The sequence below is a fragment of the Streptomyces olivochromogenes genome (assembly GCF_021538895.1).
Taxonomy (GTDB): Bacteria; Actinomycetota; Actinomycetes; order Streptomycetales; family Streptomycetaceae; genus Streptomyces; species Streptomyces olivochromogenes_A.
On sequence record NZ_JADDRL010000104.1, the window covers coordinates 1 to 14,894 of the forward strand.

Here is a 14,894-nt window from a genome sequence, read left to right on the forward strand (position 1 = left end):
GTGGAGGACAGGCAGCAGGATCCCGTCCATGGGAGGAACCATGACCGCCGCCGAGTCCGTAGAGCGCCGCCGCTGGCCGGTGCCACCCCCGGACGGCTACACCGTGGACGACCTGTTCACGCTGCCGGATCTCCCGCCTCACACCGAGCTGATCGACGGGAGTCTGGTTTTCGTGAGTCCGCAGCGCCGCTTCCATTTCCTTGTGATCGACCTGTTGGTCACCGGCCTGCGCAGCTCTCTGGACCCGGAGTTCAGTGTTGAACGGGAGATGACTGTCATCCTCGACAACCGCAACGGCCCCGAACCCGATGTGAGCGTGGTCCGAGCCGGCGCGGTCACCGGGCTGGACCAGACCAGATTTCAGGCGGAGGACGTCCTGCTCGCTGTGGAGGTCGTCTCCCCCGACTCCGAATCCCGCGACCGTACGACCAAACCGCAGAAGTACGCCGCCGCGGGGATCCCCAACTTCTGGCGCGTCGAGGAAAACGGAACCACCAGCGGGCCCGTCATCCATGTTTATGAGCTCGACCCACTCACCAATTCCTACGTGCACATGGGCCTGTACCGCGACCGCATCAAGGTCGACAAGCCGTACCCCATCGACATCGATCTGACCATCGGCGAGCGCTGAGCCCCTCAGAGCACCGTCGCTCCCGCCACCGGCCCCGCGGCAATCCGCACCGACCGACACGTCCCCGACCCCCGAAGCGCCCGAGCCACCTTCTCCGCCGACTCGGCATCACGCGCGAGGAACGCCGTCGTCGGCCCCGACCCGGAGACCAACGTGGCGAGCGCACCGGCCCCGCGTCCCGCCTCCAGCGGGTCGGCCAGTTCCGGGAAGAGGGACAGCGCGGCGGGCTGAAGGTCGTTGGAGACGGCCGCCGCCAGCGCGTCCGGGTCGCCCTTGGCGAGCGCCTCAAGGAGGTCCGGCGATGCCACCGGTTCCGGAATGTCCCGCCCCTGCGCGAGCCGGTCGAACTCGCGGAAGACCGCCGGGGTCGACAGCCCGCGGTCGGCCATCGCGAACACCCAGTGGAAGGTCCCGCCGACCTCCAGAGCCGTCAGCTGCTCCCCGCGCCCGGTGCCCAGGGCCGCCCCGCCCACCAGGCTGAAGGGCACGTCGCTGCCCAACTCGGCGCAGATGGCGAGGAGTTCGGCACGCGAGGCGCCCGCACCCCACAGCCGGTCGCAGGCGAGCAGCGCGCCCGCGCCGTCCGCGCTGCCGCCCGCCATGCCGCCGGCGACCGGGATGTCCTTGGCGATGTGGATGTGCACCGCGGGCTCGATGCCCCGGCGCTCGGCGAGGGCGAGGGCCGCGCGCGCCGCGAGGTTCGTACGGTCCAGCGGGACCTGCGCGGCGTCCGGCCCCTCGCAGGTGACGCGCAGCTCGTCCGCCGGCGTCACGGTGACCTCGTCGTACAGGCCGACCGCGAGGAAGACGTTGGCCAGGTCGTGGAACCCGTCCGGCCGCGCGGCACCCACGGCGAGCTGGACGTTGACCTTGGCCGGGACCCGTACCGTGACGCTCACTTGTCGGACTCCCTGTGCTCGGCGATCCGGGCGAACTCCTCCACCGTCAGCGACTCCCCGCGCGCCTGCGGCGAGACGCCGGCGGCGACGAGGGCCGCCTCGGCGGCCGCGGCCGATCCGGCCCAGCCGGCGAGCGCCGCGCGCAGCGTCTTGCGGCGCTGGGCGAACGCCGCGTCGACCACCGCGAAGACCTCCCGCTTGGCGGCCGTGGTCTTGATCGGCTCGGCCCGCCGGACGAGGGAGACGAGCCCGCTGTCGACGTTCGGCGCGGGCCAGAAGACGTTGCGGCCGATGGCACCGGCCCGCTTCACGTCGGCGTACCAGTTCGCCTTGACCGAGGGCACGCCGTACACCTTGGAGCCGGGCGGGGCGGCGAGCCGGTCGGCGACCTCGGCCTGCACCATCACCAGCGTCCGCTCGATGCTCGGGAAGGTGTCGAGCATGTGCAGCAGCACCGGCACGGCCACGTTGTAGGGCAGGTTCGCGACCAGCGCGGTCGGTGCGGGGCCGGGCAGCTCGGCGACGTGCATCGCGTCGGAGTGCACCAGCGCGAACCGGTCGGCGCGCTGCGGCATGCGGGCGGCGACCGTCGCGGGCAGCGCGCCGGCCAGCACGTCGTCGATCTCGACGGCGGTGACCCGGTCGGCGGCCTCCAGCAGCGCGAGGGTGAGGGAGCCGAGCCCCGGGCCGACCTCGACGACCACGTCGTCGGGGCGGACCTCCGCGGTGCGGACGATGCGGCGGACCGTGTTGGCGTCGATCACGAAGTTCTGGCCGCGCTGCTTGGTGGGACGCACGCCCAGCGCTGCCGCGAGTTCGCGGATGTCGGCGGGGCCCAGGAGGGCGTCGGGGGTGGGGCTGCTCACGGGACAAGGGTACGGGGCCATGACGGGCCCCCTCGCCGGGCGCCCGGCGCTCACCCCTGCAAACGGTCCCCGCAGTGCGGCCACGGGCTCGCGCCCCGCCGCAGGTACAGCTTCTTGGCCCGGTAGGTCTGCTCGGCCGAGGGCGCGTCCTGCGGGCGCCCGCGACCGCCGAGGCTGTGCCAGGTGTGCGCGTCGAACTGGTAGAGGCCCCCGTACGTCCCCGACGCGTCCACCGCGTGGGGCCGCGCGCCGGACTCGCAGACCGCGAGACCGTGCCAGTCCAGGTGGTCGGCGCCCTTCGTCGAGTCGGGGTGCGGTTTCGTGCCCACCTGCACCAGCTGCGTCCGCGGCTGCCGCACCACCTCGGACGTCTCCCGGTGCGGCTTCTGCCGGACGCCGTTGACGGTCCGCATGAGGTAGGTGACCCGTCGCAGCCCCTGCTGCCCGGGCCGCTCGACGACCTCCGTGCCCCGGAACAGCGTGGGGTCCTCGGTCCGCGTCACGGCGAAGGGGATCAGCTCCTCGCGGACCTCCTTCTTGCCGACCACCCGCAGCACGGTGACCGTCTGTCCGTCGCGCGGGAAGCTGGCGGGCGAGACGGAGGTGGTGTCCTGGCCGTGCAGGGTGATCCCGGCCTCCTCGATCGCCTCGCCGACGGTGGCCGCGTTGGTGCGGATGGTGCGGGACCGGCCGTCCGCCATGATCGTGACGGCGCGCTCGGTGCGTACGTCGAGTGCGAGTCCGGCGCGTCCGATGGGCAGGGAGCGCGAGGTCGACAGGTAGGCACCCTCGGCCCGCACCCCCCACTGCTGGAGGGCCTCGTCCACGGTGCGCGCCGTCGTCCACACCTCGCGCCGGTGACCGTCGAGGGTGAGCCGGACGGGGCGGCCGTGGTGCACCGCGATCTCGTCGCCGCTGGCGAGGGCCGCACCGGGGGCGGGCGCGACCACGTCGTGCGCGCCGACCTTCAGGCCTTCCTCGGTGAGCAGCTCGGTCACGTCGTCGGCGAAGGTGTGCAGGGTACGCGGCTTCCCGTCGACGCTCAGCTCGATCGCCTTGTCCTTGGCGACGAACGCGGTGGTGCCGCCGGCGAGGAAGGCGACGACGAGCGCCTGCGGCAGCAGGCGGCGCACGGCATTCTCCGGGCGCTCACCGAACCGCGCCCTGCGCCGACGCCCGGCACGCCTGCCGAGGCCGGAGCGCGCACCGGGCGCCCACGCCGCGCCCTCGGGCTCGCCGCCCGCCTGACGTGGCAGCACCGGCTCGGTGGCCGTGCGCCGACGCGTCTCGTAGGCGGGGCGGTACGTGTCCTCGTGCTCCGTCGGCCGGTTCACGCCGTACGGCACCGTGTCCGCGGTGTGCACGTCGTGGGGGGCGCGGTGGGCGCCGTACGCCGGTAGCGGCGGTTCGGGCACCCAGCCCCAGCTCGGGCCGTGCGTTCCGTACATCTCGTACGTCTCGTACTGCGAGTTGCTCACGCCGACACGCTCCAGAGAGCCAGAGGGGTCCGGATCGGGCCACCAGAACCTAGCGGAGCGTCCGTCACTCTCCAAAACGGCACGACTACGCACCGTCGCCACGAGCCTCAGGCTCGGCCCGCGTGAGCGTTATCCATCAGTTACGGATCGAATACGTTCAGTAATCGAAGGCGCGGGCCGTGTTCGCCCCCAGGGCCGTGGCCAGCGCGTCCTCGTCGATGCCGCGCACGGCGGCCATCGCGCGCACCGTGACCGGAATGAGATACGGGGCGTTGGGCCGTCCGCGGTAGGGCGCCGGGGTGAGGAAGGGCGCGTCGGTCTCCACGAGGACCAGTTCCAGCGGGGCGACGACCAGGGCGTCGCGCAGGTTCTGGGCGTTCTTGAAGGTGACGTTGCCGGCGAAGGACATGTAGTAGCCCTCGCGGGCGCACACCTCGGCCATCTCGGCGTCTCCCGAGTAGCAGTGGAAGACGGTGCGCTCGGGGGCGCCCTCCTCCTTGAGCACGCGCAGCACGTCGGCGTGGGCGTCCCGGTCGTGGATGACCAGCGCCTTGCCGTGCCGCTTGGCGATCTCGATGTGCCCGCGGAAGGACCTCTCCTGGGCGGCCTTGCCCTCGGGTCCGGTGCGGAAGTAGTCGAGCCCGGTCTCGCCGACGCCCTTGACCTGGGGCAGCCCGGCCAGCCTGTCCATCTCGGCCAGCGCCTCGTCGAGGGCCGCGTCGCCGCCCGGCTCGCGCGCGCCCTGCCTCGACCAGCCGTCGGGGTCCCCGTGGACGATGCGCGGGGCCTCGTTGGGGTGCAGGGCGACGGTCGCGTGGACGCTGTCGTACGCCGCCGCGGTCTCGGCGGCCCACCGCGAGCCCTTGATGTCGCAGCCGACCTGGACGACGGTCGTCACTCCCACCGACGCGGCCTTCGCGAGGCCTTCCTCCACCGTGCCGGACTGCATGTCGAGGTGGGTGTGGGAGTCGGCGACCGGCACCCGGAGGGGCTCCGGGAGGGGCGGTGCCGCGTTCTTGTCGGCGTTCGAAGGCATGCCCCGATCCTACGAAAGGAGGATGCCCGCGAACGCCGGCGATCCGCTCAGCTCGCCCTGCGGTGGAACGGATGCAGGAGATCGGACAGATGCCAGTGGTGATGTCCCTTGGCCTGCGCCGGTGCCTCCGTCGCCTCCGACCCCTCGGCCGGTGCGGTCTGCGGCGCCGGGCCGTGCTGCCGTCGCGCCGCGCTGAGCACCGACGAGACCTGCCCCGGCCGCATGATCCGTACGACGTGGCCGTCGCAGTTGTGGCACTCGGGCCGGCTCAGCGGGGACGGGACGATCTGGCCGTTCGCCACGTATATGACGAACTCCTGGCCGTCGGCGTCCGTGTGGTGCTCTATCTCGTACGACTGCTCCCAGCCGTGCCCGCAGCGCATGCAGGCGAAGGAATAGGACTCGTGTACGACGGCTGTCGCCCCGCCGCGGAGGCCGGTCTGCCCTGGGATCTCACTCATGCCAACTGCTCCTCTTGTCCGCTGGACAAGCGCCCCCGGTACGGGGATTCCCCCCGGAATCCCTTTGGGGGCGAGGGACGGGTGCGTCCCTTCGACCAGTGGACGCCTCCACCGGCGCGAATGCATCCGGCCTGTCGAGTGTTGGAGGCGATTTGGACCTTCCTTGCCAAAGCGGCCCCGGGCACCGGGTCTGGGCTTTGCCTTGCACAACGCCCCTTTGCCCTCCCATGGGGCATGTGCTCATGGGAGAAGCCTGCTGCTCAGAGGGCAAGTCCAGGGGCCAGGGGCGCGTGCCCGACCGTCACACGCCCCACTCGAACAACAGCGCACACCGGCTCACCGAGCACAGCCCACCACGCCACCCGTTCGCCGTACGCATCCGGCGCGCGAGGCCCGGCGCGGGGCGACCGCCGAGTGTGCCTACTCGCGTCACGCGCGCCTCAGCCGGCTGTACACGACCGGGCTGCGCACGACCTGGCTGCGCGGCTACCCGGCGGCCGCGGCGACCTGGTCGGGAGCGCCTCAGCCACGTGCGACCCGGCCACATGCGACGCGGCCGAGCGCGCCCCGGCCACGTGCGCCGCGCCCAAGTCCCACCCGACCCGGCCACGCGCGCCCCCAGCCTCGCGCGCCCCAGCCACGTGCGCCCCGGCGTTCGCGTTCACGAACCGCTCAGCGGCCGGCGTCGCCCGCCTTCTTCGCCGCCACCACCGCGTCGAACACCTCGCGCTTGGGGAGACCGGCCTCCGCGGCCACCGCCGCGATCGCCTCCTTGCGGCGCTCCCCCGCCTCCTCGCGCACCCGCACCCGGCGCACGAGTTCCTCGGCGTCGAGCTCCTCGGGACCGCGCTCGGGGGCGCCCTCGACGACGACGGTGATCTCACCGCGTACCCCCTCGGCCGCCCAGGCCGCCAGCTCGGCGAGCGGTCCGCGCCGTACCTCCTCGTACGTCTTGGTCAGCTCACGGCAGACGGCGGCGCGCCGCTCCGCGCCGAACACCTCGGCCATCGCGGCGAGGGTGTCGTCGAGCCGGTGCGGCGCCTCGAAGTAGACGAGCGTGCGCCGCTCCTCGGCGACCTCGCGCAGCCGGGACAGCCGTTCGCCGGCCTTGCGCGGCAGGAACCCCTCGAAGCAGAACCGGTCGACCGGCAGCCCCGACAGGGCGAGCGCGGTGAGTACGGCGGACGGTCCGGGGACGGCCGTGACATGGACGTCCTTCTCGACGGCCGCGGCGACCAGCCGATAGCCGGGGTCGGACACCGACGGCATCCCGGCGTCCGTGACGAGGAGCACGCGCGCGCCGCCCAGCAGTTCCTCGACCAGCTCGGGCGTGCGGGCGGACTCGTTGCCCTCGAAGTACGACACCACCCGCCCCTTGGGCGTGACGCCCAGCGCCTGCGTCAGCCGACGCAGCCGCCGCGTGTCCTCGGCGGCGACCACGTCCGCGCCCTCCAGCTCCCGGGCGAGCCGGGGCGGCGCGTCCGCGATGTCGCCGATGGGGGTGCCCGCCAAAACAAGGGTTCCAGTCACACCCCCATCCTCCCAGGGCCGCGGACACCCGAACGCACCCGCGGTCACGGGCACCGCCCAGGCCGCACCCCCGGGCCCCGCCCCACGTCAGCGCCCCCGTCCTCCCGCCGGAGGCCAACGCACCGCAACCGGTACGGCCCATGCACGGGACTCACACAGAAGGGTTCCCTACGATGGCGCGGTGACCAGTACCGCGTCCTCGACGGACACCCGGCATGGCCTGGCCCCGCACGACGAGCGGCCGACGTGGCAGCAGCGGCTGCGCCGCTTCGGCTACACGGCGGGGCCGAGAGTCGACGTCCGCGACCGGCTCGTGCCGCCGTACACCGAGCCCAGCCCCCGCCTGTGGCTGGCGCTGGGCGTGCCGAAGACGCCGGCCGAGCGGATCACCCGCTGGTCTGGCTGGGGCGGTCCGCTGCTGGTGACGCTGATGGCGGGCCTGATGCGGTTCTGGAACCTGGGCAGCCCGAAGGCGGTGATATTCGACGAGACGTACTACGCCAAGGACGCCTGGGCGCTCGTCCACCGCGGCTTCGAGGTCAACTGGGACAAGAACGCCAACGATCTGATCCTGCAGAAGGCGGGGTACATCGGCATCCCGACGGACGCGGCGTACGTCGTGCACCCGCCCGTCGGCAAGTACGTCATCGGGCTCGGCGAACTGATCTTCGGGTTCAATCCGTTCGGCTGGCGGTTCATGACGGCGCTGCTGGGCACGCTCAGCGTGCTGCTGCTGTGCCGGATCGGGCGCCGTATGTTCCGCTCCACGTTCCTGGGCTGTCTGGCGGGCGCGCTGATGGCGGTGGACGGCCTGCACTTCGTGATGAGCCGGACCTCGCTGCTCGACGGCGTGCTGATGTTCTTCGTGCTGGCGGCCTTCGGCTGCCTGGTCATCGACCGGGACAAGGCCAGGGAGCGGCTCGCCGCCGCGCTGCCCACCGACCCGGACGGCCGCGTCCGCCCCGACGCGTACATCGGCGACACCCTCCAGCTGGGCTGGCGGCCGTGGCGCTGGGCGGCCGGTCTGCTGCTCGGCCTCGCCATCGGCACCAAGTGGAACGGCCTGTACATCCTGGCCGCGTTCTGCGTGATGGCGCTGCTCTGGGACGTCGGCGCCCGCAAGGTGGCCGGCGCCCGGCGCCCGTACACGGCGGTCCTCAAGCACGACACGGGCATCACGTTCGTGGCGACGGTCCCGGTGGCGATCGCCGTGTACCTGACCTCCTGGATCGGCTGGATCCTCTCCCCGACCGACGGCACCGGCGGCTACTTCCGCAACTGGGCGGCCACCGACGGCAAGGGCGGCAGCTGGGCCTTCCTGCCGGACTGGGTGCGCAGCCTGTGGCACTACGAGCACGAGGTGTACAAGTTCCACGTCGGCCTGTCGTCCCCGCACACGTACCAGTCGAACCCGTGGAGCTGGATCGTCCTGGGCCGCCCGGTCTCGTACTTCTACGAGTCCCCCTCCCCCGGCTCGGACGGCTGCCCCGCCGACGCGGGCCAGAAGTGCGCCCGGGAGGTCCTCGCCCTCGGCACGCCGCTGCTGTGGTGGACGGCCTGCGTCGCGATCCTGTACGTCCTGTGGCGCTGGTTCTTCCGCCGCGACTGGCGCGCGGGCGCCATCGCCTGCGGGATCGCGGCCGGCTACCTGCCCTGGTTCCTGTACCAGGAGCGCACGATCTTCCTCTTCTACGCGGTCGTCTTCGTACCGTTCCTCTGCCTGGCGGTGGCCATGCTGATCGGCGCGATCATCGGCCCCCCGGGCTCCACGGACACCCGCCGCGTCATCGGCGCCGCGGGCGCCGGCGTCCTGGTCCTCCTGATCAGCTGGAACTTCATCTACTTCTGGCCGCTGTACACGGGGACGGCGATCCCCATCGACAGCTGGCGGTCGAGGATGTGGCTGGATACCTGGGTCTAGCCGGGCAGCCGCCCCCCGAGGACCGAGAGCAGCAGGCGGCCGTCACCCGCCTGCTGCCGTACTACCCCTCCCCTGGCCGACTGGTGAAGGCTGCGTCGGTCGCACGGCCGCCCTCTCCGAATCACACTGGTCTGTGGGGCGCCCCGGACGGTGGCGCGTAGTTACGACGGAAGGGCGGGACCATGACCCCGGACACGTCTCCCGGACCGTTGCGGTTTCTTGTCTTCGGTGCGGCGCTGCGGGCCGATTCGGCCAACGCGCGTCTCGCTTCTCTCGTGGCCCGGCTCATCTCCGACACCGGTGCCACCGTCGACCTCGCCGCCATGCGCGACTTCGACATGCCTTTGTACGACGGCGACATGGAGACCGCCGAAGGGCTGCCGCCCGGCGCCCTCGCGCTGCGCGAGCGGCTTGAGAGCAGCGACGCCGTCGTCATCTCCTCGCCGGAGTACAACGCCTCCGTGCCGGGCGTGCTGAAGAACGCCATCGACTGGGTCTCCCGGGTCCGGCCGCAGCCGTTCAAGACCAAGCACGCGATGCTCGTCTCGGCATCGCCGTCCCTCGTCGGCGGGAACCGTGGGCTGTGGGCCCTGAGGATCCCCCTGGAACACCTGGGCACCCGCGTCTACCCGGACATGTTCAGCCTGCCCGACAGCTATCAGGCCTTCGCCGAAGACGGAACGCTGGCCGACCGGGGACTGCAGGAACGCCTCACCGAGACCGTGTCGGGATTCCTCAGTCTGGTCGAGGCGGACGTCCGCTACGTCTGCCTGGAACGCCGGTGGTACGAGTTCCTCGGTGACCGCACCGAGGCGGCCATCACCCAGCGCGCCGAGGCCTGACACCGGGACGTTCGAGCCGGGACCTTCACACCGGCGCGGCCGTCTCTGCCGTCACGGTTCTGATCTCCGTTCGGACAACAATCGACAACTCCGGCCCCCGGCAGTCATGAAAGCGCATACAGTGCGACCCGCGACCTGCTTTTGAACGCGTTCACAAAGGGCGGCAGGCCTACACGGGGAGAGGGATCGCGCCATGCGCAAGGGGGTCAGGACCGCCATAGTCGGCGGGGTGTTCGTGGTGATGGTGGGCGGGGCCGGATACGGGGCGTACAACATCCTGTCCGCGCTGCACGACCCGGGGACCGGCGGCGGGGCCGCCGCCGTGAGGACCGGGCCGCCCAGCGGTGACGAGGTGAAGGAGACGACGGGGAAGTTCTTCGCCGCCTGGGAGAAGGGGCGGGCGACGACCGCGGCGTCGTACACGAACAACGCGGCCGAGGCCGGTCCCCTGCTGACGGCGTACGGCACGGACGCGCACATCACCAAGGTGCGCATCACGCCAGGGACGGCGACCGGCACCACCGTGCCCTTCACGGTCGCGGCGACGGTGTCCTACGACGGCAAGTCCGAGCCGCTCGCCTACAAGAGCCGCCTGACCGTGGTGCGCGGCCGGACCACGCATCGCGCGCTCGTCGACTGGCAGCCCTCCGTCGTGCACCCCCAGCTGCGCAAGGGCGACACACTCGTCACCGGCGAGTCCGCGGACCCGCCCGTCGAGGCCGTGGACCGCGACGGGAAGGTGCTGACGAAGGACCGGTATCCGTCCCTCGGCCCCCTCCTGGACGAGCTGCGCAAGCGGTACGGCGAGAAGGCCGGCGGCACGCCCGGGATCGAGCTGGCGATCCGGCACGAGGACGCCGAGCAGGCGGACACCTCCCTGCTGACCCTCGTCAAGGGCAAGGCGGGCCGGCTCCCCACGACACTGAGCGCCGGCGCGCAGGCGGCGGCCGAGACGGCGGTGCTCAAGTACGCCGAGTCCTCGGTGGTGGCCGTCAAGCCGAGCACCGGTGAGGTGCTGGCCGTCGCCAACCACCGTGCCGACGGCTTCAACGCGGCCTTCCTCGGCGAGCTCGCCCCCGGCTCCACGATGAAGATCGTCAGCGCCGCGACCCTCATCGACAACGGGATCACCGCGGCCGACCGCCCGGCCCCCTGCCCGCCGACCGCGACCTGGCAGAGCCAGACCTTCAGCAACCTCAAGGGCCTGGCCCCCGACGAGCACGCCACCCTCTCCGACAGCTTCGCCCGCTCCTGCAACACGGCGTTCGTGAAGTTCGCGGACGAGGTGAAGGTGGACTCGCTCACCCGGGAGGCCCAGGAGCGGTTCGGGCTCGGGCGGAACGACTGGAAGGTCGGCATCCCCTCCTTCGACGGCAGGGTCCCCGCGTCCGGCGGCCCGGACACCGCCGCCAACCTGATCGGGCAGGGCCAGGTCCAGATGAGCCCGCTGAACATGGCGTCGGTGACGGCGACCGCGATGACGGGCACCTTCCGGCAGCCGGTCGTCGTCCCGCTGCGCCTGGACGGCCGCGAACCGGCACACGCCCGTGGCCTGTCGGCGGGTACGGTCCAGCAGCTGCGCGCGATGATGAACCGCACCGCGACCAGCGGCACCGCGGCCGGTGTGATGTCCGGCCTGAGCGGCAGGGTCGGCGCGAAGACGGGCTCCGCCGAGGTCGACGGGCAGACCAGGTCCAACAGTTGGTTCACCGGCTACCGCAACGACATCGCCGCGGCCGCCATGACCCAGGACGGCGGACACGGCGTCGACGCGGCCGGGCCGATTGTCGCAGCTGTGCTACGGACAGGCGGCTGACGTCACCCGGACAGGTCGGGACTCTAGGGTGGGGGGCGTCGTTGAGGAGCATGGAGGCTACGAGGGCTACATAGACGACACAGACCCTGGGGAAAACGCGGAGGAACAGGACAGGTGGGCAAGAGAAGGCGTGTCGACGAGAGACGGAAGAACCGGCCGGGGCCGGCCGTCATCGGCGGAGTGATCGCCGTCGTGGTCGGCGGTGCCGGTTTCGGCGTCTACGCCCTGTACGGCGGCGGGGCAACGGCCGACGCACAGTCGTCCTCGGTCGGCCACAAGAAGGTCAAGACCGGCCCGCTGTCCGCGACCGAGGTCCGTACGACCGCCGAGCGCTTCCTCACGGCGTGGCAGCGCGGCCAGGTCACCCAGGCCGCCGCCGCGACCGACGACTCCACCGCCGCCGCCTCCCAGCTCACCGGCTACACCAAGGACGCCCGCGTCAAGGACGTCACGCTCACCCCCGGCACCCGCAAGGGTGATCAGCTCCCCTTCTCCGTCAAGGCGACGGTGTCCTACAACGGCGTCAGCAAGCCGCTGACGTACGACAGCGCGGTCACCGTCGTGCGCGGCGCCCGTGACGGCAAGCCGGTGGTCGGCTGGCACGCCTCGGTCGTCCACCCCGATCTGAAGGACGGCGACAAGCTGGTCACCGGCGAGTCCGGCACCCCGCCGATCAAGGCGCTGGACCGCGCCGGCGCGGAGCTGACGGCCGCCAAGTACCCGTCCCTGGGGACGGTCCTCGACGGGCTGCGCGAGAAGTACGGCAAGAAGGCGGGCGGCAAGGCCGGCGTCGAGCTGCGCGTGGTCCGCGGCAAGAAGTCGACCGCGGACAAGCTGTCCGACAAGACGCTCGTGGAGCTGAGCAAGGGCACCCCGGGCACGGTGAGGACGACGCTGAGCCCGACCCTCCAGGCGGCCGCCGAGAAGCAGGTGGGCAAGAAGGCACGGTCCTCGGTCGTGGTGATGCGCCCCTCGACCGGCGAGATCCTCGCCGTGGCGAACGCCAGCCACGGCTTCAACACCGCCTTCCAGGGCTCCCTGGCGCCCGGCTCCACGATGAAGGTCATCACCTCGTCGCTGCTGATCGAGAAGCACCTGGCGTCCGCGGACGAGCCGCACCCCTGCCCCAAGACCGTGAAGTACGGCGGCTGGACCTTCCACAACGACGACGACTTCGAGATCAAGGGCGGCACCTTCAAGGCCAGCTTCGCCCGCTCCTGCAACACCGCCTTCATCAGCCAGGCGAAGGAGCTCCACGACGCCGACCTGACCCGGCAGGCCCAGCAGGTCTTCGGCCTGTCCATGAACAACTGGGCGGTCGGCGTGCCGACCTTCGACGGCGCGGTGCCGGTGCAGTCGGCGGCCCAGATGGCGGCCTCCCTGATCGGCCAGGGCGGGGTGCGGATGAACCCGCTGAACATGGCGTCGGTCGCCTCGACGGTCAAGGCGGGCGTCTTCCACCAGCCCTACCTGGTCTCCCCCTCGGTGGACCACCGCACGACGGCCACCGCGTCCCGCAAGATGTCCGCGTCCACGCTCGCGCAACTGCGCGACCTGTTGAACTACACGGCCACGTACGGCACGGCGGCCGAGGCCATGTCCGGTCTCGGCCCCGACTACGGCGCCAAGACCGGCTCGGCGGAGGTCGACGGCCAGAAGAAGCCCAACGGCTGGTTCACCGCGTACCGGGGCGACCTCGCGGCCGCTGGTGTGGTCCAGGCGGGCGGACACGGCGGAGACACGGCGGGGCCGATCGTGGCGGCGCTGCTCAAGCTGGGCGGCTGAGCCGGCCCGCCGGCGACCCGACGGGCGGCCGAGCCAGTACCTCAGCGGGCCACGGGCTCCGCGGCCATGTACGTCCGGCGCAGGAACCTGAGGAGCGCCTTCGACTCGAACTGCACGACGGAGACGCCGTGCGACGAGTGGAGCTCCACGACGGCCTGGACGCGGCCGAGCGGCCACACCCGTACGTCGCCGCTCTCGGCCGGCGCTCTCAGCCCCTGTTCCAGCAGCGCTCGCGAGAACGTCCACTCGTGCGGCTGATCGTGCGGCCCGGGCAGGTCGACCCGCACCGACCGCGGATCGCCCTCCGGGTCGTACCGCAGGACGACCGGCACGGCGTCCGGTTCCTCGCGAATGTCCTCGTCAGTGACTATGTGGGCTCGCGCATACTGTTCGACTACGGACATCGGACGGCCCCTTACACTGCGTGACCTCTGCGAAAGCTGTATCCGCCTCCACTCCAATGTCGCATATATCCCGAAATGCGCTCATCGGGTGGGTGCACCTCACGGGTGAGCGAGCCGAATCCGACGACTTACTCGTTCTTGCAAAACGTTCGCAACAAGCCACTAGAATCGGACGGTGCACGTACCTGACGGATTCATCGACGCCCCCACCTCCGCGGTCACCGGAGCGGTCGCCGCCGGCGCCCTCGCCGTGAGCCTGCGCGGCGCGCGACGCGAGCTCGACGAGCGCACCGCCCCGCTGGCCGGATTGGTGGCGGCGTTCATCTTCGCCGTACAGATGCTCAACTTCCCCGTCGCGGCCGGAACAAGCGGCCATCTTCTCGGCGGCGCCCTCGCCGCGATACTCGTCGGCCCCTACACGGGCGTCCTCTGCGTCTCCGTCGTCCTGCTCATGCAGGGCATCCTCTTCGCCGACGGCGGCCTGACCGCGCTCGGTGTGAACATCACCGACATGGCGATCGTGACGACGGTCGTCTCCTACGCCGTCTTCCGTCTCCTGGTGAAGGTGCTCCCGCGCGGACGGCGCACGGTGACCGCGGCCTCGTTCGCGGCCGCGCTGCTCTCCGTCCCGGCCGCCGCCGTCGCCTTCACCCTCATCTACGCGGTCGGCGGCACCACCGACGTGTCCATCGGCAAGGTCGCCACCGCGATGATCGGCGTCCATGTCCTCATCGGCCTCGGCGAGGCCGCGATCACCGCGCTCACGGTCGGCGCCGTCATCGCCGTACGGCCGGACCTCGTGCACGGCGCCCGCGGGCTCCAGCAGCGGCTGAAGCTCAGGGTGAACGGCGAGCTCGTCGACGCGCCCACGGCCCGGCCGGTCCCCGCCGCGGGCGCCGCCGGCTCGCACCGCAAGCTGTGGATCACCGGCCTGGTCGCCTCCCTCGTGCTCGCCGGGTTCGTCAGCTTCTACGCCTCCGCGAACCCCGACGGCCTGGAGAAGGTCGCGCACGACAAGGGCATCGACCGGAAGGTGGAGAAGCACGCGTCCTCCGACTCCCCGCTGGCCGGCTACGGCGTGAAGGACGTCTCCGACGCCCGCCTCTCCGGCGGTCTCGCGGGCGTGGTCGGCGTCGGTGTCACGGTCGTCGCGGGCAGCGCGGTGTTCTGGGCGGTGCGCAGGCGCCGTACGCAGGACGTCTCGCCCGTGAGCACGGGCGTCTGA

At 71.8% G+C, this 14,894-nt stretch carries 13 protein-coding genes; 6 read left to right on the plus strand and 7 right to left on the minus strand.

The features are described 5' to 3' along the window. The first annotated feature begins 28 nt into the window (after positions 1 to 28). Positions 29 to 631, plus strand: coding sequence for a Uma2 family endonuclease (locus IPZ69_RS36095; protein ID WP_235458920.1), 603 nt, complete (start codon positions 29 to 31; stop codon positions 629 to 631). A 5-nt stretch (positions 632 to 636) separates the two neighbouring features. Here IPZ69_RS36095 and IPZ69_RS36100 read toward each other — a convergent pair whose 3' ends face one another. From IPZ69_RS36100 to rsmI, 6 genes are all read right to left on the minus strand, one after another. After that, positions 637 to 1,530: a 4-(cytidine 5'-diphospho)-2-C-methyl-D-erythritol kinase gene (locus tag IPZ69_RS36100; protein WP_235458921.1), complete on the minus strand. Its 894-nt coding sequence runs from the start codon at positions 1,528 to 1,530 to the stop codon at positions 637 to 639. Continuing rightward, on the minus strand, positions 1,527 to 2,396 hold the full coding sequence (gene rsmA / locus IPZ69_RS36105; protein WP_235458922.1) for a 16S rRNA (adenine(1518)-N(6)/adenine(1519)-N(6))-dimethyltransferase RsmA: 870 nt from the start codon (positions 2,394 to 2,396) through the stop codon (positions 1,527 to 1,529). Before rsmA ends, IPZ69_RS36100 begins: the two co-directional genes overlap by 4 nt. Positions 2,397 to 2,446: 50 nt before the next feature. Then, a complete protein-coding gene (locus IPZ69_RS36110) occupies positions 2,447 to 3,874 on the minus strand; it encodes a resuscitation-promoting factor (RefSeq protein ID WP_235458923.1) in 1,428 nt (475 codons plus the stop codon). A gap of 157 nt (positions 3,875 to 4,031) precedes the next feature. Next, positions 4,032 to 4,910, minus strand: a complete 879-nt coding sequence (locus IPZ69_RS36115; RefSeq protein WP_235458924.1) for a TatD family hydrolase — start codon at positions 4,908 to 4,910, stop codon at positions 4,032 to 4,034. A 47-nt stretch (positions 4,911 to 4,957) separates the two neighbouring features. Further along, a complete protein-coding gene (locus IPZ69_RS36120) occupies positions 4,958 to 5,371 on the minus strand; it encodes a hypothetical protein (protein ID WP_235458925.1) in 414 nt (137 codons plus the stop codon). A gap of 672 nt (positions 5,372 to 6,043) precedes the next feature. After that, positions 6,044 to 6,901, minus strand: a complete 858-nt coding sequence (gene rsmI, locus IPZ69_RS36125; RefSeq protein ID WP_235458926.1) for a 16S rRNA (cytidine(1402)-2'-O)-methyltransferase — start codon at positions 6,899 to 6,901, stop codon at positions 6,044 to 6,046. Positions 6,902 to 7,082: 181 nt separating this feature from the next. Here rsmI and IPZ69_RS36130 point away from each other — a divergent pair, with 181 nt between their 5' ends. The 4 genes from IPZ69_RS36130 to IPZ69_RS36145 all read left to right on the plus strand — a co-directional run bounded on the left by IPZ69_RS36130 (position 7,083) and on the right by IPZ69_RS36145 (position 13,265). Then, the gene (locus tag IPZ69_RS36130; RefSeq protein WP_235458927.1) at positions 7,083 to 8,822 is read left to right on the plus strand and encodes a dolichyl-phosphate-mannose--protein mannosyltransferase; all 1,740 of its coding nucleotides are present in this window, start codon (positions 7,083 to 7,085) and stop codon (positions 8,820 to 8,822) included. Between the two features lie 182 nt (positions 8,823 to 9,004). Beyond that, a complete protein-coding gene (locus tag IPZ69_RS36135) occupies positions 9,005 to 9,664 on the plus strand; it encodes an NADPH-dependent FMN reductase (protein WP_235458928.1) in 660 nt (219 codons plus the stop codon). Between the two features lie 193 nt (positions 9,665 to 9,857). Further along, positions 9,858 to 11,480, plus strand: a complete 1,623-nt coding sequence (locus tag IPZ69_RS36140; protein ID WP_235458929.1) for a penicillin-binding transpeptidase domain-containing protein — start codon at positions 9,858 to 9,860, stop codon at positions 11,478 to 11,480. A gap of 114 nt (positions 11,481 to 11,594) precedes the next feature. Then, positions 11,595 to 13,265, plus strand: coding sequence for a penicillin-binding transpeptidase domain-containing protein (locus tag IPZ69_RS36145; RefSeq protein WP_235458930.1), 1,671 nt, complete (start codon positions 11,595 to 11,597; stop codon positions 13,263 to 13,265). Between the two features lie 41 nt (positions 13,266 to 13,306). Here the strand turns inward: IPZ69_RS36145 and IPZ69_RS36150 are convergent, their stop codons facing one another. Beyond that, positions 13,307 to 13,669: an SsgA family sporulation/cell division regulator gene (locus IPZ69_RS36150; protein ID WP_235458931.1), complete on the minus strand. Its 363-nt coding sequence runs from the start codon at positions 13,667 to 13,669 to the stop codon at positions 13,307 to 13,309. Between the two features lie 175 nt (positions 13,670 to 13,844). Between IPZ69_RS36150 and IPZ69_RS36155 the strand changes: the two genes are divergently transcribed. Continuing rightward, positions 13,845 to 14,894 (plus strand): energy-coupling factor ABC transporter permease, encoded by a 1,050-nt coding sequence (locus tag IPZ69_RS36155; protein ID WP_235458932.1) that lies wholly within the window; start codon positions 13,845 to 13,847, stop codon positions 14,892 to 14,894.